A 20456-nucleotide genomic window follows, 5' to 3' on the forward strand; every position below is an offset into this window, starting at 1 on the left:
TCGTCGATGAGTTATCAGCAGTGCTATGACCGTTCCATTGCCGCGCCCGCCGACTTCTGGGCCGAACACGCCCAGCGCCTGGCCTGGTTCCGCAAACCCACGGAAATCCTTCGCAACAACGCCGACGGCACCCATCAGTGGTTCGCCGACGGTCGCCTGAACAGCTGTTACCTGGCCCTGGATCACCAGATCGAAGAGGGCCGGGGTGAGCAGACCGCCCTGATCTACGACTCGCCGGTGACCGGCAGCCAGCGCCGCTACAGCTTTGCCGAGTTGCGCGACGAAGTGGCGCGGCTGGCCGGCCTGCTGCGCGCGCTTGGCGTGAACAAGGGAGACGGTGTGGTCATCTACATGCCCATGGTGCCTGAGGCAGCCATGGCGATGCTGGCCTGCGCGCGGATCGGAGCGGTGCATTCGGTGGTATTCGGCGGCTTCGCCCCCCACGAACTGGCGCTGCGCATCGACGATGCCCGGCCGACCCTGCTACTGACCGCTTCCTGCGGCCTGGAGTTCGACCGGGTCATTGAATACAAGCCGCTGGTGGACAGCGCGCTGCAACAGTCCGGCCATCAGCCGCGCAAGGTGCTGGTGCTGCAACGGCCCCAGGCCCGTGCGAGCCTGGTGGAGGGCCGAGACCTCGACTGGCAGGCTGCGCTGGCCAAGGCACAAGCCGTGGAACCGGTGGAGATGAGCGCCGCCGACCCGCTGTACATCATGTACACCTCCGGCACCACCGGCAAACCCAAGGGCATCGTTCGTGAAAACGGCGGCAACGCCGTGGCCCTGCGTTTTGCCATGGAACACATCTACGGCATGCGGGCGGGCGAGGTGTGGTGGGGCATTTCCGATGTCGGCTGGGTGGTAGGGCATTCGCTGATCGTCTATGGGCCGCTGATGAATGGCTGCACCACGGTGTTCTATGAAGGCAAGCCGATCCGGACCCCCGACGCCGGTGCCTACTGGCGGGTGGTGGAGCAATACCGGGTCAACGGCCTGTTCTGCGCGCCGACAGCCATGCGCGCGATCCGCAAGGAAGACCCGGACGGCCAGTTGCTGCGCCGCTACGACCTGAATTCGCTGCGCCAGTTCTTCCTCGCCGGCGAACGCCTGGATTCCAGTACCCATCAATGGCTGGAGAGCATCAGTGGCAAGACCGTGCACGACCACTGGTGGCAGACCGAAACCGGCTGGCCCGTGACCGCGCCGTGCCTGGGGCTCGATGGCAGCGCCGGGCGTGCCGGTTCCAGCAATCGCGCGGTACCCGGCTATCACGTCCGGGTGCTGGACGAGGACGGTCAGGTACTGGGCGCCAACCAGCAGGGCGCTATCGTGATTTCCCTGCCGCTGCCGCCGGGCTGCAGCCAGACGTTGTGGGGCGACCATTCGCGCTATCTGGAGTCGTACCTGCAGGCTTTCCCCGGCTATTACCACACCGGCGACGGTGGCTATCTCGACGAGGAGGGGTTCGTCTACATCATGGGCCGCACCGACGATGTGATCAATGTCTCCGGGCACCGCCTTTCCACCGGCGAGATGGAAGACCTGGTAGCGCGGCATCCGGCGGTGGCCGAGTGCGCGGTGGTGGGTGTGCGCGACGAGATCAAGGGCCAGGTGCCATTGGCGTTGCTGGTGCTCAAGGACGGCGCGGGGATCGGCGAAGCGCAGTTGCAGAGCGAATTGGTTGCCACGGTGCGTGAGCAGATCGGCGCGTTGGCGTGTTTCAACCGGGTGCGGGTGGTCAAGCGCCTGCCGAAGACCCGCTCGGGCAAGATCCTGCGGGCAGTGCTGCGCAAGATCGCCGACCAGCAGCCGTATACGCCGCCATCGACGCTGGATGATCCGGCGGTACTGGTGGAGATCGAGGAGGTGCTGGCGGGCTTGGCGCGGGCGGGGTGAGGCCCCGCCCCGGTCAGTCGGGCCCGATCTGCCGCAACTGCCCCAGGCGGCTGCGGGTGCGGGCCAGGTCGGCGGCGCTGCCGCCGAGGCTTTCGCCCAGCGGCCGCTCGCCGATCAGCAGCAGTGGCCTGTCGCGGTCGTAGAGCACGTCCACCAGGTTGGTGAAGCGCTGCTGGGCGGCGAGGGTGCAGTCTTCGAGGTCGGGCAGGCCTTCGAGGGTCCAGTGGTCGAAGCGCTGGATCAGTTCCAGGTAGTCGATGACGGCCGTGGCCTGCTCGCAGAGGGTGGCGAAGTCGAATACCACGCTGTGTTCATCCCGCAGGCGGGCGCGCAACGGGCGTTTGTTGACGTCCAGTTGCACGAAATCGCCCGGCGCCACCAGCCCCAGCTCGCGCTGTTGCTCAGGGCTGCCGGGCCAGAGGTAGATGCCCTGGGTGAAACGCTGCTGGGTACCGGCGCCGGGAAGGGCGCGGTAGTCCTGGTCGCCACCGACTTCGAGCACTTGCATGCGCTGTTCGATGAGCCGGATCACCGGTTCGAAGCGCTGATGATAGAGGGGATTGGGCAGCAGGCCGGCCGGCGGGTAGTTGGACGTCAGCACGACGAAGATGCCGCGTTCGAACAACGCCTGGAACAGCCGGGTCAGCAGCATGGCATCGCCGATGTCGTGAACGTGGAATTCATCGAAGCACAGGACCCGGCAATCGCCGAGCAGGGCGTCGAGGGTAACGGCCAGGGCGTCGGGTTCGCGGCGGTGTTCGAACATGCCCTGGTGCAGGCGGGCGAAAAAATCATGAAAGTGCAGGCGCCGTTTGGCGAGGTCGCCCAAGGCATGGAAAAACCCGTCCAGCAGCCAGCTCTTGCCCCGGCCGACCTGGCCATGCAGGTACAGACTGCGGGCCTGGCCGCTGGCAAGGAGCGCCGTCTGTGCGGCCATGGCGGCGATCACCTGCTGCTGGCCGTGGCTGAGGCTGTAGCCCTGTTGCGCGGCCTTTTGCCGGAAATACGCGGAGATCTCGTCGTCGGCGACCGTCTCGCTGCGGGCGGATGGGGTCAGGCGCTGACGCAGGGTGCGCAATGGCGAGCGGATCCAGGCGGGCAAAACAAGCTCCTCGTAAGGCCGGGCAGGGCGAACGGCGGCAATATTAACCAGATAGTGAAAAGTGCTGCCAGTCGTTGCTTGGGCCTCCGTCGGAAATTTCTTGTACAGGATCTGTACATTTCTTGATCGGCTGGCAGCATTTTCCTCGGCTGCTACCCTCAAACATCGGTACTCCTACGGAATCAGGGAGGGAAGGTGAAGGGACTGTCACGGGTGGCGCTGTTCGGGCTGTGTGCGGCCCAAGGCGTTGCCGCCACGGATTTCCTTGTTGAAGTGCGCATCGACGTTCAGCGCGGCTGTCTGCTTGTCCATGAGCCGCGTTCGGCATCGGCCCAGGCGTTGGGGGTGCTCGATTTCGGCCAGACCCCGCGGCTGGACGATCCTGCCGGCCCGCTGAGCAGCCAGTTGCTGGCGCAGCGGCCGCCGCGCCTGGAGTGCAACCCCGATACCGCCTATCAGGTCGAGGTCGATGGCGGGCTGCATGGCGGCACTGGCGAGGTGCGTTACCTGGTGTCCGACGATGCCCGGGCCAGGCCCATTCCCTACCGTCTCTACCAGGATCCTGCCTGGCGCTTGCCGCTGTCGGTGAACATTGCCCAGCACGCTCGCGTACCGGACAGCGGTTCGGTGGAACTTCCGCTCTATGCACGTATCGACACACAAACCGAGCTTCCACGGACGGGACGCTATTCGGACCTGTTGAAGGTGACCGTTACCTGGTGACGGCCACGAACGCACTGCTTAAGGAGCGAGCAGCATGCAGACATCACGCATCCTCCTGCTGAGCCTGGGACCGCTCCTGCTCAGCACCGGCGTCCAGGGGGCGATGAGCGGCCATATTCAGGCGCGGCTCGTGATCACTTCCGCCTGTCAGATCAGCAGCGACCCGGACACCACGGCCCCGGCCGCCACCGGCGGCGTGCTCGACTTCGGGCAGCAGGGCCCGTTGTGGAACCAGACCCTGCGTGCCGCCATCGATGAAACAGGCGGCGGTGGCAATCTGCAGGTCAGTTGCAACCCGCAGGTACGCGCCTTCACCGTGACGATCAACGGCGGCACCAACCCCGACGGTGCCACCCGCCGCCTGAGCAATGGCGGTGTGCTGATTCCCTACCAACTCTCCACCGATCCGGCCGGCCGCAGCAACTACGGCATCGGCCAGCAATTGAGCTTCTCGGTGAGCAGCGCGGCACAGATTCCCATCCCCATCTACGGCGTCGTCGTAGCCAACCCCCAAGCCCTGCCCGCAGGCGTTTATCGCGACACCCTGACGGTGACGCTGGACTGGTGACAGTCAAAGGAGTGAATCATGAAACCGACCCTTTCCCGTTTCCTCTTCGCCGGCGTAGGGCTGTTGCTGGCTTCCCAGGCCCAGGCCGCCACGGTGACCGGACAGATCAACGCCTCGCTGGTGCTGATCTCCAGCTGCCAGGTCAACGGCTCCACGGCCACCAGCGGGGTGAACTTCGGTGCCCTCAACTTCGGTACCCAGACCGCGCTGTTCACCACGGCCGGGGCCCAGGTGCTCGGTACCGGCGGCAGTGCCCTGAGCATTCTGTGCTCCAACGGTGCGATCCCGGTGGTCAAGGTCGGGGCCGGCGCCCACGACGGCCAGGGCACCGGCGGTACGCGCGCGCTGTATGACGGGTCTGCCAACTATGTGGGCTATGACTTCTTCACCGATTCCGGTCTCACGACGCCGCTGGCGATCAACGGCACCATCACCCTGCCCACCAGTACCGGCACGGCGCAAGCAGTGAATCTGTACGGCAAGGCCGTGGGCAAGGCCGGCCTTCCGCCAGGCACCTACACCGATACTGTTGCGGTCGAGTTGAGTTTCTGAGCCATGCACGGGCGGCTGGCGGCAACGCTGGCACTGGCGGTGGCGGTATTGCCCCCACCGCTGGACGCCGCGTTGACCAGCACCTTTCTGGTCAATGCCACGATCCAGGCCGGCTGTCTGGTGGTGGGGGGCGTGACCAACTACGGCAACCTCGACTTCGGCAGTTACTCGGCGCTGGCCAGCACCACCGCCAGCACCCAGTTGAGCGGCACTACCGTGACCCTGCAGTGCACACCGGGGGTCACCCTGAGCATGAAGGTCGGCGGCGGCCAGAACAATAACGGCACTCGCAACCTCAAGCGCAGCACCGGGGCGAATCTGGTGGCCTATCAGTTGTACAGCGACGCCGCGTTCAGCCAGAGCCTGGGCATCGACCAGACGGTGACGGTCACTTACAGCGATCCCACCGCCATCAAGCTGCCGGTCTACGCCCGCGCGCAATTGACCGGGACACTGCCGGCGGGCAGCTACAGCGATGTGCTGCAAGTGACATTGACCTTCTGAGAGCGCTTCTCGGGCGGATAACAACAACGAAGGAGAGAGGCATGGGTAGGGACGCTCGGCGTCATGTGGGAATTGCCGCACTGGCGCTGCTGTGGGTCGGGCCTGCGAACGCGGCGACCTCGGTGCTGATCTGGCCGATCGATCCGGTGATCGATGCCGGCCAGAAGGCTGGCGCCCTGTGGCTGGAAAATCGCGGTGACGAGGTCGCCAACCTGCAGGTGCGGGTTTTCACCTGGCGCCAGGGCGACTTCGATGACCAGTACAAGGAACAGCGGGAGGTGATCGGCAGCCCGCCGGTGGCGAAGATCGAGCCGGGGCAGAAACAGCTCATTCGCCTGAACCGTATCGGTTCGTCGCCGGTGGGGCAGGAGCAGGCTTATCGCATCATCATCGACGAAATTCCGTCGGCCCGGCCGCCGGGCGATGGCACCGACAAGCCTCAGGCGGCGATCCGCTTCCAGATGCGCTATTCGGTGCCGCTGTTCGTCTATGGCGAGGGACTGCGAGGCAAGCCCGACGCCAATGACCCGCGTGACGCTGCCGGGGTGGGCAAGCCGCTGCTGAGCTGGCGCCAGGTATCGGTACAGGGCCGCCCCTATGTGGAACTGCGCAACACCGGCCCGGTGCATGCGCGCCTGACCGATGTGGTGATGCAGCAGGGCGGGCAGGAGCGATCGGTGGTCCAGGGGCTGCTGGGCTATGTTCTGCCGGGCGCGATCATGCGCTGGCCGGCACCGCTGCAGGCTTCGGCCGCCACGGTGCTCAAGGGCCGGATCAATGGCAGCGAGACTGCCCAGACCATCGCTCAGGGCCAGTGACGTGAGCGAGTGACGGAAGGACCAGGGGCCACGGAGGACCCGACGATGGTGGGACGAAGTGCGTGAAGGGGTGGTCGTGTTGTACCTGCACGCTGGTCTTGGCGGGCGGCATGGCGTGGTGCGCCGCGGCCCCGCTGTGGGCGGGCGAGCTACCGCCGCCGCCCACGGCAGGCGAGGTGGTGAGCGACGCCGAGCTGTACCTGGAACTGGTGGTCAACCAGATGAGCAGCGGTAACGTGGTCATCGTTCATCAACGCTCCGGCAGGTTGTATGTCGCCCGCGACGACCTGCAGGCCGCAGGTATCGCCTTCCCGGTGGCAGTAGGCGAGCAGGTGGCGCTGGACAGCGTCGACGGCCTGCACAGCGACTACGACAGCCAGGCCCAGCGCCTGGTGCTGGAGGTACCGCCGTCATGGCTGCCCGACCAGCGCATCGGCAACCGTTCGTTGTTCCCTGGCGGCGAGGCCTTCAGCAGCTTCGGTGCGTTGCTCAACTACGACGCCTATCTCAACGACACCGACGACGTCGGCAGCAGCCTGTCGGTGTGGAACGAGCTGCGGCTGTTCGACAGTTGGGGCACCTTCTCGACCACCGGGCAGTGGCGCGAGCCGATCAGCGGGCGCAACTTCGAGAGCGGCCGGCGCGGCTTCCTGCGCTATGACACCACCTTCCGCTACACCGATGAAGCGCGCCTGCTGACCCTGGAGGCCGGTGATGTGATCAGCGGCTCGCTGCCCTGGACCAGTTCGGTCCGCCTGGGCGGCGTCCAGGTGTCGCGGGACTTCTCGGTGCGCCCGGACCTGGTCACCTACCCGTTGCCGGCCTTCGCCGGCGAGGCGGCAGTGCCATCCTCGGTGGACCTGTTCATCAACGGCTACAAGAGCGCCAGCGCCGACCTGCAGCCTGGCCCCTACACCCTGACCAACGTGCCGTACATCAACGGTGCCGGCAACGCCGTAGTGGTGACCACCGATGCCCAGGGCCGCCAGGTGTCCACCACGCTGCCGTTCTACGTCACCAGCACGCTGCTGCAGAAAGGCCTGATGGACTATTCGGTGGCCGCCGGCAGCCTGCGTCGGGACTACGGCCTGCGCGACTTCGGCTATGGCCCGGCGCTGACTGCCGCCAGCCTGCGCTACGGTGTCAGCGACAGCTTCACCCTGGAAAGCCACGCCGAGGCGGCCGAGAACCTGGCACTGGGCGGTGTGGGCGGCAACCTGCTGGTGGGCACCTTCGGTGTGGTCAATGCGGCGGTCAGCCAGAGCCGTTTCGAGAGCCGCAGCGGCCGCCAGGTGAGCCTCGGCTACCAGTACAACAGCCAGCGCATCGGTTTCAATTACCAGCGCCTGGAACGCTATGGCGACTACGCCGACCTGACCTTGCTCGACAGCCCCTGGACGCGTCTGAGCAAGCGCAGCGAGCAGATGACCGTCAGCCTCAACCTGGAGCGCTATGGCAGCCTCGGTGCCGGTTACTTCGACGTGCGCGCCGGCGACGAATCCCGCACCCGCCTGCTCAACCTGAGCTGGAGCAAATCGCTGTGGGGCAACACCAGCCTGTACCTGTCGGCCAACCGCGAGGTCGGCGGCGGGCAGTGGGCGACCCAGGCGCAACTGGTGATTCCCTTCGACCTGTACGGCACCCTCAGCCTCAGCGCCGAGCGCAACCAGAACGGCGAGAGCATCCAGCGGGTCAACTACAGCCATGCCGTGCCCAGCGAGGGGGGTGTCGGCTATAACCTGGGCTATGCCGGTGGTGACCAGGAAGCCTATCGTCAGGCCGACCTGACCTGGCGCCTGCAATCAGTACAGTTGCAGGCCGGCACCTACGGCACCCGCGAAGGCATGACCCGCTGGGCCGACGCCAGCGGCTCGCTGGTCTGGATGGACGCCGGGCTGTTCGCCGCCAACCGCATCAATGACGCCTTCGTGGTGGTCAGCACCGACGGCTTCGCCGATGTGCCGGTGCGCTACGAAAACCAGACCGTCGGCCGCACCGACAGCAAGGGCCATCTGCTGGTGCCGTGGAGCAGCGCCTATTACCGCGGCAAGTACGAGATCGACACCCTGGAGCTGCCAGCCAACGTGCGGGCGCAGAATGTCGAGCAGCGGGTGGCGGTACGCCGCGGGGCCGGTTACTTGCTGAACTTCCCGCTCAGCCGGGTACGCGCCGCCAGTATCGAACTGGTGGACGCCAATCATCAGGACCTGCCGCTGGGCAGCCAGGTGCTGCACCAGCAGAGTGGCGGGCTGGCGGTGGTGGGCTGGGACGGGCTGGTCTATCTGGAAGGGCTGGCGGCGCAGAACACCCTGGAGGTGCAGATTGCCGGAGGTGGCCGTTGCCAGGTGCAGTTCCCGTTGGCGGACAACCAGGACGACGTGCCGTTGATCGGCCCGCTGGTGTGCCGGTGAGACGCCTGCTGGCGGCGCTGCTCCTGTGCCTCGGCGCGCAGCAGGCGCAGGCCCAGTGCACGGTGGTCCAGGCCACCAATATCCTGTTCGGCAGCGTCGCCTCGACCACCGTGGCATCCACCGTGCAGTCCAGTTCCACCACCAACGGCGGCCTGCGTTGCAGCGGCTCGCTGCTGACCCTGCTGCGCACCGACGACTTCTTCAAGGCAACCTTTACCCCTGTCGGCACGACCACCGGGCTGGTCGGTCCGACGGGCGATGTCATCCAGTACACCCTGTACGCCGATGGCACCACCGCGCACCCGATCACCCGCGGCCAGCCATACGACTTCGGCCGCAACGGCATCCTCGACGCGCTTGGCCTGCTGGGCAACGTCGTGCCCGGCACTGTTCCGGTCTATGCCCGTACCCTGACCGGCGGCAACGTCGCGGCGGGGCTGTACCAGGAAACCTTCAACGTGTTCTGGAACTGGGACTACTGCTATGGCATTGGCGTCGGCGGCCTGTGCCTCGGTCGCCAGACCACCAGCGGCACCACCACCATGACCGTAAGCCTGACGGTAACCGCCGACTGCCAGATCACCACACCGACCATCAACTTCGGCACGGCGCCGGTGGTCAGCGGCTTCTCCGCGGTGAGCCAGAGTGTAAGCCTGAGCTGCACCAAGGGTAGCGCCTATACCGTGGGGTTGAACGATGGATTGTATGTGTCCGGCGGTCGCCGGCGGATGAAGTCCTCGGCCAACAACTACCTGGCCTACGACATCTTCAAGAGCGCCACCGCGGTGCGCTGGGGCTCGCTCACCACGGCCCGGCGTTCCAGCAGCGATGCCGACATCAACCCCGGCAACGGGACCGGAACCGGCAGCCAGGTGTTCAACTACACCGCGCGGGTCTACACCGACCAGGCCACGCCGCCGGCGGCGGCGTACCAGGACAGCGTGATTCTGGATGTGCAGTTCTGAGGTGGGTACGGAGGCTTACAGACTAGCCCACCCGCGGTCCATCCAATTACAAAGGCCAGCGCTCAGCGCAATTCACCCACCAGGTCGCCGATGCAATCGAGCACCGAACTCGCCAACGCTTTGGAACGCTCGCCGGACCAGCCGGTGGTCGGGTTCGGGGCGTCGTCGTGGTCCTTGAACGGCATTTCCAGGGTCAGCGACAGGCAGTCATGGGCCTGGCCCACGGCATTGCAGGCCAGGGTCATGTTGGCCTCGCCCGGCGCGCTGCGCGGGTAGCCATGCACGTCCTGGAAGTCAGCGGTGAGGGCGCACAGGGTCTGGCGGAAACGGGCTTCCAGTGCGGCGATGCGTGGTGTATAGCCGGGGTTGCCTTCGCAGGCCGCCGTGAAGACGTGGGGGATTTCCTCATCGCCGTGGGCATCGATGAACAGGTCGACGCCGTGCAGCTTCATCTGCTGCTGGGCGAACAGCACCTCCGGCGTCTGGTCGCTGCTGGCGTCCTGCCAGGCACGATTGAGGTCGCGGCCCTTGGCATTGGTGCGCAGGTGCCCGCGGAACGCGCCGTCGGGGTTCATGTTGGGAATCAGGTACAGGTCGGCGGCGGCCAGCAGTGTCTGCAGGCGGGCGTCGTTGCCTTCCAGGCGCTCGATCACGCCTTCCATGAACCATTCGGCCATGTGCTCGCCCGGGTGCTGCTGGGCGATGATCCAGACCTTGCGCTTGTGCGCTGCGCCGTCGCCGACCCGCAGCAGCGGGATGTCGCGGCCTTCGACGCTGCGGCCGGTGGCCAGCAGGGTAACGTTGGGCAGGTGCCGGGCGCGTTCGATCAACTGGTTGTGGCGGGCGCGGGAGTAGGGCTCGAAATAGGCGAACCAGGCCTGCGGCTCGCGGGCCTCCAGGCTGAAACGCAGCGCCTTGCCGTCGAAGCTCGAGGGCACGCGGAACCAGGTCTGCTGATCATAGGAGGCGACCGCGTGATAACCGTCCCAGGCGTTCTTGTAGGAGGACTCGCTGGCGTTCTCGAGGATGAAACTGTGGGACTGCCCGGGCGTCAGGCCGGTGGCCTTGAAGTGGAACCACTGGAAATGGTCGCTGCAGGTGTCTTTGCGTATCGCCAGGCGCACCTCGTGGGGATTGCTGGCATCCCGTACCAGGATATTGCCGGAGTCGAAGTCGCAGTCGATGCTCAGTTCGGTCATTGCCACGGTCCTGTGTAGAGTTATTGTGGGCAACCACTCTACACAACCTGGCTCAGGACCAGAAACCGAGCGCCAGCAGTGCGGCTGCACCGAGGCTCATGGCCACGGTGCAGCCGCCGAAGGAAAACGCCGCGCGACCCTGGCGATACCACCGGCTCTCGCCCAGTTGGCGGGCCGGGGCGAGCAGGGTGCGCCAGCGCAGCTCGGTGGCGTGGAACGCCGCCAGGTGTTCGGGCGCCGCATCCAGCCAGCGGCGGAAATCGATACGCTCGCTGGCAGTGACCTGCGGGCTCTGCAGGCGCACGTACCACTGGCCGGCCACGCGGGCGATGGCCGACGGCGAGGGCAGGGTGGCCTGCAGAACCTGATTCATGTGGCGCTCGATGGCCGCGTCGGACAGGTCCAGGCGGCGGCTGATATCGGCGTAGGAGAGTTGGTCCAGGCGGTTCAGCAAGAACACCTGCTGGACCCGGCGCGGCAGCTTTTTCAGCGGGTGCAGCAACGCCCGCTCAGCGGCGTCGGTGCAGTCGGCGTGATGATTCAGAGGCAGCAACAGACGGGTCATGGTTCAAGCTCCTTGCAGATGATACGGAGGAGTCGGTGGTGGGGGCATCTTCCCTGACGCGGGCATGAGCTTAATCGTAACGAGATTGATTCTCAAGTGCTAAATTCAGCAAAGCCGCACTCCGGGGTTACATCCGGTGACAGTCCTTTGATATCATTCGCCACATTCAGAAACACAACGCCTTCATTAGCCTGAAGAGCCAAAAAAAAGACCCGGCAAAAAGCCGGGTCAAAAACCGTGATTAGCCTGATGAGGAGATAATCTGAGAGTCCGACCTAAGGGCTTTCAGCTTATCCAACCAGTCTCGCGACCAGTTGCTTGCAATAATAATCGTTCTCATTTTCAAGTCAAATGAATTTTCTGTAATTTTACGAAAATTCTTTTTCGCCGTTTCCGTCTTCCGGGTTTTCCGGGCCTTCCCGTTGTATTTCCTCGTTTTTCAGTCTCGTGGATCGCCGTTGTCGAGACGCTCCCGTGCTGCCTTTTTCAGGTGATGTTCGTACATGACCCACGCCAGGTTGATCAGGTGCGAGGCGGTCATGACCTGTTCCTGTTGCCGTCCCTTGAGATGCCGTACCGCCTCGGCGACATTGCTGGAGGCGCAGCGCAGGGCCCACAGCACTTGCTCGGCGGCGTCGTCGGCGGACAGGTCGCTGTGCGCCACGATGGTCTTGATGCGGTTCAGTTCAGGCAGTGGCTCGGGCTCGGGGCTGAGGTAGTGATCCAGGGCGCGGCGGCAGGCTTCGCTGTCCATTTCACTGGAAGTCGGTGTGCTCATGAAGGGTCATCCTTGATGGGAGTGGAGGGGACAACGCCAATTTAGTACGTAATGTATTTTAAGTGGCTGCACAAATACTACAATTTGTGTATTGAGCGGCAAAAGGCAGTCCGTATCGTGCCTGCGATGGATAAATGGATTGCCCTGGTCAAATCCAGGATGCGTGAACTGAACCTCACGCAAGAACAACTCGCCGAACGAATCGGTTTCTCCCAGGGAGCCGTCGGTCACTGGCTGCGTGGTCAGCGCAAGCTGTCTTTCGAGCGCCTGGACCAGTTGCTCGTCGCCCTCGAACTCGACATCAAGCTGGAACCCACCGAGCTTGGCGAAGAGTCGGGTATCTATTACCTGCCTCGCGGATTCCGCTACCCGGTCTCGGACTGGCAGCGGCTGGGGGCGGTGGACGAGGGCGAGGACGTTGCCGAGAGCGGCGACCTTACCGATTACAAGGCGCTGGGCAACGCCTACTGGCTGCGGGTCGAGGGCGATGCCATGACGTCGCCCACCGGGCTGAGCATCGCCGCCGGCATGCTGATCCTGGTGGACAGCGGTGCCGAGGTCGCGGTGGGCAAGCTGGTGATCGCCCGCCTGCCAGGCAACCCACAGGGCCTGTTCCGCCAACTGGTGCAGGAAGGCGGCCAGCGCTTTCTCAAGCCGCTCAATCCCACCTACCCGATGATGCTCTGCGGCGATGACTGCGAGCTGACGGGTGTGGTGATGCGCGCCAGCCTCAAACTCTGATCGAAAAAAACGGCGCCGCTCGCAATGGCGAGGGCGCCGTTTTTCATTGCGCCAGACCGATCAGCCCGCCGCTTGCTCCAGTGCCACCAGCACACTGCCTTCGCTGACCATATCGCCTTCCTGGCAGTACAGCGCCGCAACCGTCCCGGCATGCGGGGCACGAATGCTGTGCTCCATCTTCATCGCCTCCAGCACCACCAGTTGCGTACCGGCCTCCACCGTTTGCCCGGGCTCGACCAGCACCCGCACGATACTGCCGTTCATGGGCGCCGTCAGGCCGCCTTGATGGCTGTGGCCGGCTTCGGCCTCGGTGATCGGGTCGTAGGCGCTGACGGCGTGCAGTTCACCGTCCCAGTGCAGGTACAGCGTGTCGCCGCGGCGGATCGCCAGGTGCTGGCGGCGCAGGCCGTTGTCATCCACCAGCAGCCGCTCGCCATCCAGAACGAAGGTCGAGGGCGCCTGATGGAGCAGGCTCACCGCCTGCTGCTCGCCGTTGGCGTTCAGGTGCAGGCTGATCTGCGTCGGTACGCCGGCGCGCAAACCCTGGCGTGACGACCAGGGCGAATGCGGATCGTCGCTGCGCACCGTGGCTGGCAACCCTTGCACGTAGGCTTCTGCCGCCGCCTGCCAGAACGGCGCGGGCAGGGCACCTGGAGCCGGCAGCAGGTCGTCGTGGTAGCGCGGGATGAAACCGGTATCCAGTTCCGCCGCGGCGAACGCCGGGTGGGCGAGAATGCGCCGCAAGAACGCGATGTTGGTCTTCACGCCGCCGATGGCGAACTCGTCGAGCATCGACAGCAGCCGCAGGCGCGCCTGCTCCCGGTCTTCGCCCCAGGCGATCAGCTTGCCCAGCATCGGGTCGTAGAACGGCGACACCTCGTCGCCCTCGCAGACACCGCTGTCGACCCGGCGCCCGTCACCCGCTGTGCTTTCGCGGTACAGCGCCAGCTTGCCGGTGGCCGGCAGGAAGTCATTGGCCGGGTCCTCCGCGTACAGCCGCACTTCGATGGCGTGCCCGGTCAGCGGTACCTGCTCCTGGGTGATCGGCAGCGCTTCGCCGCGAGCGACACGGATCTGCCAGGCCACCAGGTCCAGGCCGGTGATGGCCTCGGTGACCGGGTGCTCCACCTGCAGGCGGGTGTTCATCTCCATGAAGAAGAATTCGCCGCGGGCGTCGAGCAGGAACTCCACGGTGCCCGCGCCCACATAGCCGATGGCCTGGGCGGCGCGCACCGCCGCTTCGCCCATGGCCCGGCGCTGTTCCACGCTCAGGCCCGGCGCCGGCGCTTCTTCCACCACTTTCTGGTGGCGGCGCTGGATCGAGCAGTCGCGCTCGTTGAGGTACAGGCAGTTGCCGTGCTGGTCGGCAAATACCTGGATTTCCACGTGGCGGGGCTTGAGCACGTATTTTTCCACCAGCATCCGCGCATCGCCGAACGACGACTGCGCCTCACGCTGGGCCGAGGCCAGCGCTTCGGCCAACTGGCTTTCCTGCTCGACCACTTTCATGCCCTTGCCGCCGCCGCCGGCAGTGGCCTTGAGCAATACCGGATAGCCGATTTTCTCGGCGGCGGCGCGGAAGGTCTCCAGGTCCTGGGCTTCGCCGTGGTAGCCGGGCACCAGTGGCACGCCGGCGGTTTCCATCAGGGCCTTGGCGGCCGACTTGCTGCCCATGGCTTCAATGGCGCTGGCCGGCGGGCCGAGGAAGATCAGCCCGGCTTCTTCGATGGCCTTGGCGAATCCGGCGTTCTCCGAGAGGAAGCCGTAGCCGGGGTGGATGCCCTGGGCGCCACTGGCCTTGGCCGCTGCGATGATCTTGTCGACGATCAGGTAGCTCTCGGCTGCCTTGGTGCCGCCCAGGTCGACGCGGATATCCGCTTCGCGGCTGTGGCGGGCCTCACGGTCGACGGCGCTGTGCACGGCGACCGTGGTCAGCCCCAGGGATTTGGCGGTACGCATCACCCGGCAGGCGATCTCGCCGCGGTTGGCGACCAGCAGGGTGGTCAGCTCGGGACGGCTCATGGGCGTGGCTCCTTGTCGATCGGTTCGGCCTGCCAGGCCGGTGTGCGTTTTTCCAGGAAGGCGCGCAGGCCTTCCTGTCCTTCAGGGCTGACGCGGATGCGGGCGATGGCGTTCTCGCAGTAGCGGCGCAGCGCCGGCGTGAGTTCGCCGGGGCCGACCTCGCGCAGCAGTTCCTTGCTGGCGCGCATGCCCTGCGGGCTGTTGAGCAGCAGGTTGGCGATCCATTGCTCGACCCGGGCATCGAGTTCGTCCGCCGGATAACTTTCCGCCAGCAGGCCCAGTTCGCGGGCACGGGCACCGCTGAAGCGTTCGGCAGTGATGGCGTAGCGGCGGGCGGCGCGCTCGCCCATGGCCTGGACCACGAACGGGCTGATGACCGCCGGCGCCAGGCCGATGCGCACTTCAGACAGGCACAATTGCGCGTCGTTGGTGCCGATGGCCATGTCGCAGCAACTGATCAGGCCCAGTGCGCCACCGAAGGCCGCGCCCTGGACCACCGCCAGGGTCGGCACTTTCAGCCGCGCCAGGTTGTACATCAGCTCGGCCAGCTCACGGGAATCGTTGAGGTTGGCCTGGTAGTCCAGCGCCGCGCTCTGTTGCATCCAGGCCAGGTCGGCGCCCGCGCTGAAGTGCCGGCCGCGACCGCGCAGCAGGACGAAGCGCAGGCTGTCGTCGGCGCCGAGCTGGTCGATGGCGAGGATCAGCTCGCGGATCATCTGTGCGTTGAAGGCGTTGTTCTTGTCTTCGCGGCTCAGCCACAGGGTGGCGAAGCCGCGCGGATCCTTGATCAGTTCGAGGGTGCTGAAGTCGGTCATCGGTCACATCCGGAAAATGCCGAAGCGGGTGGATTCGATCGGTGCATTGAGCGCGGCGGACAGGGCCAGGCCAAGGATGTCGCGGGTCTGGGCCGGATCGATGACGCCGTCGTCCCACAGGCGGGCGCTGGAGTAGTAGGGATGGCCCTGGTGCTCGTACTGATCGAGGATCGGTTGCTTCAGGCGGGCTTCGTCTTCGGCGCTGAACGGCTGGCCGCTGCGCTCGCTCTGTTCGCGCTTGACCTGGGCCAGCACGCCGGCGGCCTGTTCGGCGCCCATCACGCCGATCCGTGCGTTCGGCCACATCCACAGGAAGCGCGGGTCGTAGGCACGGCCGCACATGCCGTAGTTGCCGGCGCCGAAGCTGCCACCGATGATCACGGTGAACTTCGGCACCCTGGCGCAGGCCACGGCCGTCACCAGCTTGGCGCCGTGCTTGGCGATGCCGCCGGCCTCGTATTTCTGGCCGACCATGAACCCGGTGATGTTCTGCAGGAACAGCAGCGGGATCCCGCGCTGGCAGGCCAGTTCGATGAAGTGCGCACCTTTCTGCGCAGCCTCGGCAAAGAGGATGCCGTTGTTGGCGAGGATGGCGATCGGGTAGCCGTGCAGGTAGGCGAAGCCGCACACCAGAGTGGTGCCGAACAGCGCCTTGAACTCATCGAACACCGAACCGTCCACCAGGCGGGCGATGATCTCGCGCACGTCGAAGGGCTGCTTGGCATCGGCCGGGACCACGCCGTACAGCTCGTCGGCGGCGTACAGCGGCGCGATCGGGGTGCGCAGTTGCAGTTCGCCCTGCTTGTGCCAGTTGAGGTTGGCGACGCAGCGCCGGGCGATGGCCAGGGCGTGCTCGTCGTTGTCGGCGTAGTGGTCGGCGACACCGCTGGTCTTGCAGTGCACGTCGGCCCCGCCCAGGTCTTCGGCGCTGACCACTTCACCGGTGGCCGCTTTGACCAGCGGCGGGCCGGCGAGGAAGATGGTGGCCTGCTGGCGGACCATGATGGTTTCATCGGACATCGCCGGCACATAGGCGCCGCCGGCGGTGCAGGAACCCATCACCACGGCGATCTGCGGAATGCCCTGGGCGCTCATGTTGGCCTGGTTGAAGAAGATCCGGCCGAAGTGCTCGCGGTCCGGGAACACTTCGTCCTGGCGCGGCAGGTTGGCGCCGCCCGAATCCACCAGATAGAGGCAGGGCAGGCGGTTCTGCTGGGCGATGGCCTGGGCGCGCAGGTGCTTTTTCACGGTCAGCGGGTAGTAGGAGCCGCCTTTGACCGTGGCGTCGTTGGCCACGATCATGCATTCCACGCCTTCCACCCGGCCGATGCCGGCGATCACGCCGGCGGCGGGGACGTCCTCGCCATAGACCTCATGGGCGGCCAGTTGGCCGACTTCGAGAAACGGCGAGCCCGGATCGAGCAGGCGGTCGATCCGCTCGCGGGGCAGCAGCTTGCCGCGGGAAGTGTGGCGTTCCTGGGCCTTGGCACCGCCGCCCTGGTGGACCTGGGCGAGCAGGGTGCGCAGGGCATTGACCTGCTCCAGCATGGCGGCGCTGTTGACCGCGAAGTCGGGGGCGCGGGTGTTCAACTGAGACTTGAGAATCATCAGAGGTCCTTTGGCAGCTTCAAGCCATAAGCTTCAAGCTGCAAGAATGGTTCGAACGCAAGGCTGCCTTACTTGCAGCTTGCAGCTAGAAACTTGCAGCTGCTTCAGCGCGTTTCGTTGAACAGTTCGCGACCGATCAGCATGCGGCGGATCTCGCTGGTGCCGGCGCCGATCTCGTACAGCTTGGCGTCGCGCAGCAGGCGGCCTGCCGGGAACTCGTTGATGTAGCCGTTGCCGCCGAGGATCTGGATCGCTTCCAGGGCCATCTGGGTGGCGCGCTCGGCGGTGTAGAGGATCACCCCGGCGGCGTCCTTGCGCGTGGTCTCGGCGCGGTCGCAGGCCTGGGCCACGGCGTACAGGTAGGCGCGGCTGGCGTTGAGCTGGGTGTACATGTCGGCGATCTTGCCCTGGATCAACTGGAACTCGCCGATGCTCTGGCCGAACTGCTTGCGGTCGTGGATGTAGGGCACCACCAGGTCCATGCAGGCCTGCATGATGCCGGTGGGGCCGCCGGCCAGGACGACACGCTCGTAGTCGAGGCCGCTCATCAGTACCTTCACGCCGCCGTTCAGCGCGCCGAGGATGTTTTCCTGCGGCACTTCGACGTTGTCGAAGAACAGCTCGCAGGTGTTGGAGCCGCGCATGCCCAGCTTGTCGAACTTGTTGCTGCGGCTGAAGCCTTTCCAGTCACGCTCGACGATGAACGCGGTGATGCCGTGAGGGCCCTTGTCCAGGTCGGTCTTGGCGTAGATCACGTAGGTGTTGGCGTCGGGGCCGTTGGTGATCCAGGTCTTGCTGCCGTTGAGCACGAAGCGGTCGCCGCGTTGTTCGGCGCGCAGCTTCATCGAGACCACGTCGGAGCCGGCGTTGGGCTCGCTCATGGCCAGGGCGCCGATGTGTTCGCCGCTGATCAGCTTGGGCAGGTATCTGGCTTTCTGCTCGTGGGTGCCGTTGCGGTTGATCTGGTTGACGCAGAGGTTGGAGTGGGCGCCGTAGGAAAGGGCGACCGAGGCCGAGCCGCGGCTGATTTCTTCCATGGCCACGACGTGGGCCAGGTAGCCCAGGCCGGCGCCGCCATATTCTTCGCTGACGGTCACGCCCAGCAGGCCCATGTCGCCGAACTTGCGCCACATGTCGGCGGGGAACAGGTTGTCGTGGTCGATCTGCGCGGCGCGGGGCGCCAGTTCGCTAGCGACGAACGCCTGTACCTGGTCACGCAGCATGTCGACGGTTTCGCCCAGGGCGAAGTTCAGGGAGGGATAACGCATGCTCTGGCACCTTCTATTGATTGTTCTTGGAGGGGTGTGGGTCTGGTCCGTAACCTTTACGTTAACGTAAACCTGAGTCCGGAAGCTGTCAATCATCACTGTGACCTTTACGTTAACGTAAATTTGCGCCAGAGTAGTTCGCGCCCCGAATCAGCTCCCAGAACAACCACAAAAAGGGATCGCCATGAATCAACCCAGCTACACCCAGGGCCGTCAGGACAAGTCCTTGCTGGCCATGACCATCGGTCAGGCATTCGACCGCACGGTGTCACGTTTTGCCGAACGCGAGGCCCTGGTGGTCCGCCATCAGCACCTGCGCTACAGCTGGGCGGAACTCGCCGCCGCCGTCGATCTGCATGCCCGCGCCTTCATGGCCCTGGGCTTGAAGACCGGCGACCGTCTGGGCATCTGGGCACCGAACTGCGCGCAGTGGTGCATCGCCCAGTTCGCCAGCGCCAAGGCCGGGATCATCCTGGTCAACATTAACCCGGCCTATCGCACCAGCGAGCTGGAGTACGTGCTCAAGCAGTCCGGCTGCCAGTGGCTGATCTGCGCGGGGGCCTTCAAGAGTTCGGACTACCACGGCATGCTCGGCGAGTTGCTGCCGGAGCTTGCCAGCCTGTCGCCGGGGCAGTTCAACAGCGAGCGCCTGCCCGACCTGCGCGGGCTGGTCAGCCTGTGCGACGCGCCGCCTCCGGGTTTTCTGCGCTGGGACGACCTGGGCGAGTTCGCCGAGCGGATCAGCGTCGACGATTTCCAGGCCCGCCAGCAGAGCCTGCAATTCGACCAGGCGGTGAACATCCAGTACACCTCCGGCACCACCGGCTTCCCCAAGGGCGCGACCCTGAGCCACTACAACATCCTCAACAACGGCTACATGGTGGGCGAGAGCCTGGGCCTGACCGAGCACGACCGCATGGTCATCCCGGTGCCGCTCTACCATTGCTTCGGCATGGTCATGGGCAACCTCGGCTGCATGACCCACGGCAGCACCATGATCTACCCCAACGACGCCTTCGACCCGGCCCTGACCCTGCAGACCGTGGCCGAAGAGCGGGCCACCGCGCTGTATGGCGTGCCGACCATGTTCATCGCCGTACTGGACCAGCCGCAGCGCCAGGACTACGACCTGTCGAGCCTGCGCACCGGGATCATGGCCGGCGCCACCTGTCCGATCGAGGTGATGCGTCGGGTCATCAGCGATCTGCACATGAGCGAGGTGCAGATCGCCTACGGCATGACCGAGACCAGCCCGGTGTCGCTGCAGACCGGTCCCGATGACGAGCTGGAATTGCGGGTGACCACCGTCGGCCGCACCCAGCCGCAACTGGAAAGCAAGATCATCGACGAGCACGGCTGCGTGGTACCGCGGGGACAGATCGGCGAGCTGTGTACCCGTGGCTACAGCGTGATGCTGGGGTATTGGGGCAATCCGTCGGCCACGGCCGAAGCCATCGACCCGGCGGGCTGGATGCACACCGGCGACCTGGCGAGCATGGACGAGCAGGGCTACGTGTGCATTGCCGGGCGCAACAAGGACATGATCATCCGGGGCGGCGAGAACATCTATCCACGGGAACTGGAAGAGTTCTTCTTCACCCATCCGGCCGTGGCGGACGTGCAGGTGATCGGCATTCCGGATGATCGCTACGGCGAGGAAATCGTCGCCTGGATCAAGTTCCACCCCGGCCACAGCGCCACTGACGTCGAGCTGCAGGCCTGGTGCAAGAACCGCATCGCGCATTTCAAGACGCCGCGGTATTTCCGCTTCGTCGAAGAATTCCCGATGACGGTGACGGGCAAGATCCAGAAATTCCGCATGCGCGAAATCAGCATCGAGGAATTGCAACGCCAGGGCGTCAACCCTCGCGCCTGACCGGCGATTCACGCCAGCGCCCACCGATCGTGGGCGCTGGCGATC

Annotated in this window: 18 protein-coding genes; 10 read left to right on the forward strand and 8 right to left on the reverse strand. The window is 65.5% G+C overall.

Annotated features, from left to right (window positions below):
* Positions 1–6: 6 nt before the first annotated feature.
* Positions 7–1896 (forward strand): propionyl-CoA synthetase, encoded by a 1890-nt coding sequence (locus tag AC05QJ_RS15550; protein WP_476747710.1) that lies wholly within the window; start codon positions 7–9, stop codon positions 1894–1896.
* Positions 1897–1909: 13 nt separating this feature from the next.
* Here the strand turns inward: AC05QJ_RS15550 and zapE are convergent, their stop codons facing one another.
* A complete protein-coding gene (zapE, locus tag AC05QJ_RS15555; protein WP_476747711.1) occupies positions 1910–2998 on the reverse strand; it encodes a cell division protein ZapE in 1089 nt (362 codons plus the stop codon).
* A 195-nt stretch (positions 2999–3193) separates the two neighbouring features.
* On the opposite strand from zapE, the gene AC05QJ_RS15560 reads away from it, so the two are divergent.
* From AC05QJ_RS15560 to AC05QJ_RS15590, 7 genes are all read left to right on the forward strand, one after another.
* Positions 3194–3721: a Csu type fimbrial protein gene (locus AC05QJ_RS15560; RefSeq protein ID WP_476747712.1), complete on the forward strand. Its 528-nt coding sequence runs from the start codon at positions 3194–3196 to the stop codon at positions 3719–3721.
* 34 nt (positions 3722–3755) lie between these two features.
* Positions 3756–4289, forward strand: a complete 534-nt coding sequence (locus AC05QJ_RS15565; protein WP_476747713.1) for a Csu type fimbrial protein — start codon at positions 3756–3758, stop codon at positions 4287–4289.
* An 18-nt stretch (positions 4290–4307) separates the two neighbouring features.
* A complete protein-coding gene (locus tag AC05QJ_RS15570) occupies positions 4308–4841 on the forward strand; it encodes a Csu type fimbrial protein (protein WP_476747714.1) in 534 nt (177 codons plus the stop codon).
* Between the two features lie 3 nt (positions 4842–4844).
* Positions 4845–5345 carry a Csu type fimbrial protein gene (locus AC05QJ_RS15575; protein WP_476747715.1) on the forward strand — a complete coding sequence of 167 codons (501 nt, stop codon included), beginning with the start codon at positions 4845–4847 and terminating at the stop codon, positions 5343–5345.
* 41 nt (positions 5346–5386) lie between these two features.
* Positions 5387–6163, forward strand: a complete 777-nt coding sequence (locus tag AC05QJ_RS15580) for a fimbrial biogenesis chaperone (RefSeq protein WP_476747716.1) — start codon at positions 5387–5389, stop codon at positions 6161–6163.
* A gap of 110 nt (positions 6164–6273) precedes the next feature.
* Positions 6274–8574, forward strand: a complete 2301-nt coding sequence (locus tag AC05QJ_RS15585; protein WP_476747717.1) for a fimbria/pilus outer membrane usher protein — start codon at positions 6274–6276, stop codon at positions 8572–8574.
* A complete protein-coding gene (locus tag AC05QJ_RS15590) occupies positions 8571–9539 on the forward strand; it encodes a Csu type fimbrial protein (RefSeq protein ID WP_476747718.1) in 969 nt (322 codons plus the stop codon). The genes AC05QJ_RS15585 and AC05QJ_RS15590 overlap by 4 nt, the downstream gene beginning before the upstream one ends.
* 62 nt (positions 9540–9601) lie before the next feature.
* On the opposite strand, the gene AC05QJ_RS15595 is transcribed toward AC05QJ_RS15590, so the two are convergent.
* The 3 genes from AC05QJ_RS15595 to AC05QJ_RS15605 all read right to left on the reverse strand — a co-directional run bounded on the left by AC05QJ_RS15595 (position 9602) and on the right by AC05QJ_RS15605 (position 12081).
* Positions 9602–10738 carry a M14 family metallopeptidase gene (locus AC05QJ_RS15595; protein WP_476747719.1) on the reverse strand — a complete coding sequence of 379 codons (1137 nt, stop codon included), beginning with the start codon at positions 10736–10738 and terminating at the stop codon, positions 9602–9604.
* A 52-nt stretch (positions 10739–10790) separates the two neighbouring features.
* A complete protein-coding gene (locus AC05QJ_RS15600; RefSeq protein WP_476747720.1) occupies positions 10791–11303 on the reverse strand; it encodes a DUF4880 domain-containing protein in 513 nt (170 codons plus the stop codon).
* A 439-nt stretch (positions 11304–11742) separates the two neighbouring features.
* Entirely contained in the window at positions 11743–12081 is a 339-nt protein-coding gene (locus AC05QJ_RS15605) for a DUF6124 family protein (protein ID WP_476747721.1), read from the reverse strand.
* Positions 12082–12207: 126 nt separating this feature from the next.
* Here AC05QJ_RS15605 and AC05QJ_RS15610 point away from each other — a divergent pair, with 126 nt between their 5' ends.
* Positions 12208–12822 (forward strand): LexA family protein, encoded by a 615-nt coding sequence (locus AC05QJ_RS15610; protein WP_476747722.1) that lies wholly within the window; start codon positions 12208–12210, stop codon positions 12820–12822.
* A 60-nt stretch (positions 12823–12882) separates the two neighbouring features.
* Here the strand turns inward: AC05QJ_RS15610 and AC05QJ_RS15615 are convergent, their stop codons facing one another.
* From AC05QJ_RS15615 to AC05QJ_RS15630, 4 genes are all read right to left on the reverse strand, one after another.
* Entirely contained in the window at positions 12883–14844 is a 1962-nt protein-coding gene (locus tag AC05QJ_RS15615) for an acetyl/propionyl/methylcrotonyl-CoA carboxylase subunit alpha (protein WP_476747723.1), read from the reverse strand.
* Entirely contained in the window at positions 14841–15659 is an 819-nt protein-coding gene (locus AC05QJ_RS15620) for a gamma-carboxygeranoyl-CoA hydratase (RefSeq protein WP_476747724.1), read from the reverse strand. Before AC05QJ_RS15620 ends, AC05QJ_RS15615 begins: the two co-directional genes overlap by 4 nt.
* Before the next feature lie 3 nt (positions 15660–15662).
* On the reverse strand, positions 15663–17270 hold the full coding sequence (locus AC05QJ_RS15625; protein WP_476747951.1) for a carboxyl transferase domain-containing protein: 1608 nt from the start codon (positions 17268–17270) through the stop codon (positions 15663–15665).
* 101 nt (positions 17271–17371) lie between these two features.
* Positions 17372–18535: an isovaleryl-CoA dehydrogenase gene (locus tag AC05QJ_RS15630; protein ID WP_476747725.1), complete on the reverse strand. Its 1164-nt coding sequence runs from the start codon at positions 18533–18535 to the stop codon at positions 17372–17374.
* Between the two features lie 184 nt (positions 18536–18719).
* Here AC05QJ_RS15630 and AC05QJ_RS15635 point away from each other — a divergent pair, with 184 nt between their 5' ends.
* Positions 18720–20411 carry an AMP-binding protein gene (locus AC05QJ_RS15635; RefSeq protein ID WP_476747726.1) on the forward strand — a complete coding sequence of 564 codons (1692 nt, stop codon included), beginning with the start codon at positions 18720–18722 and terminating at the stop codon, positions 20409–20411.
* Positions 20412–20456: the final 45 nt, after the last annotated feature.

The sequence above is a fragment of the Pseudomonas sp. TUM25319 genome, from assembly GCF_056388475.1.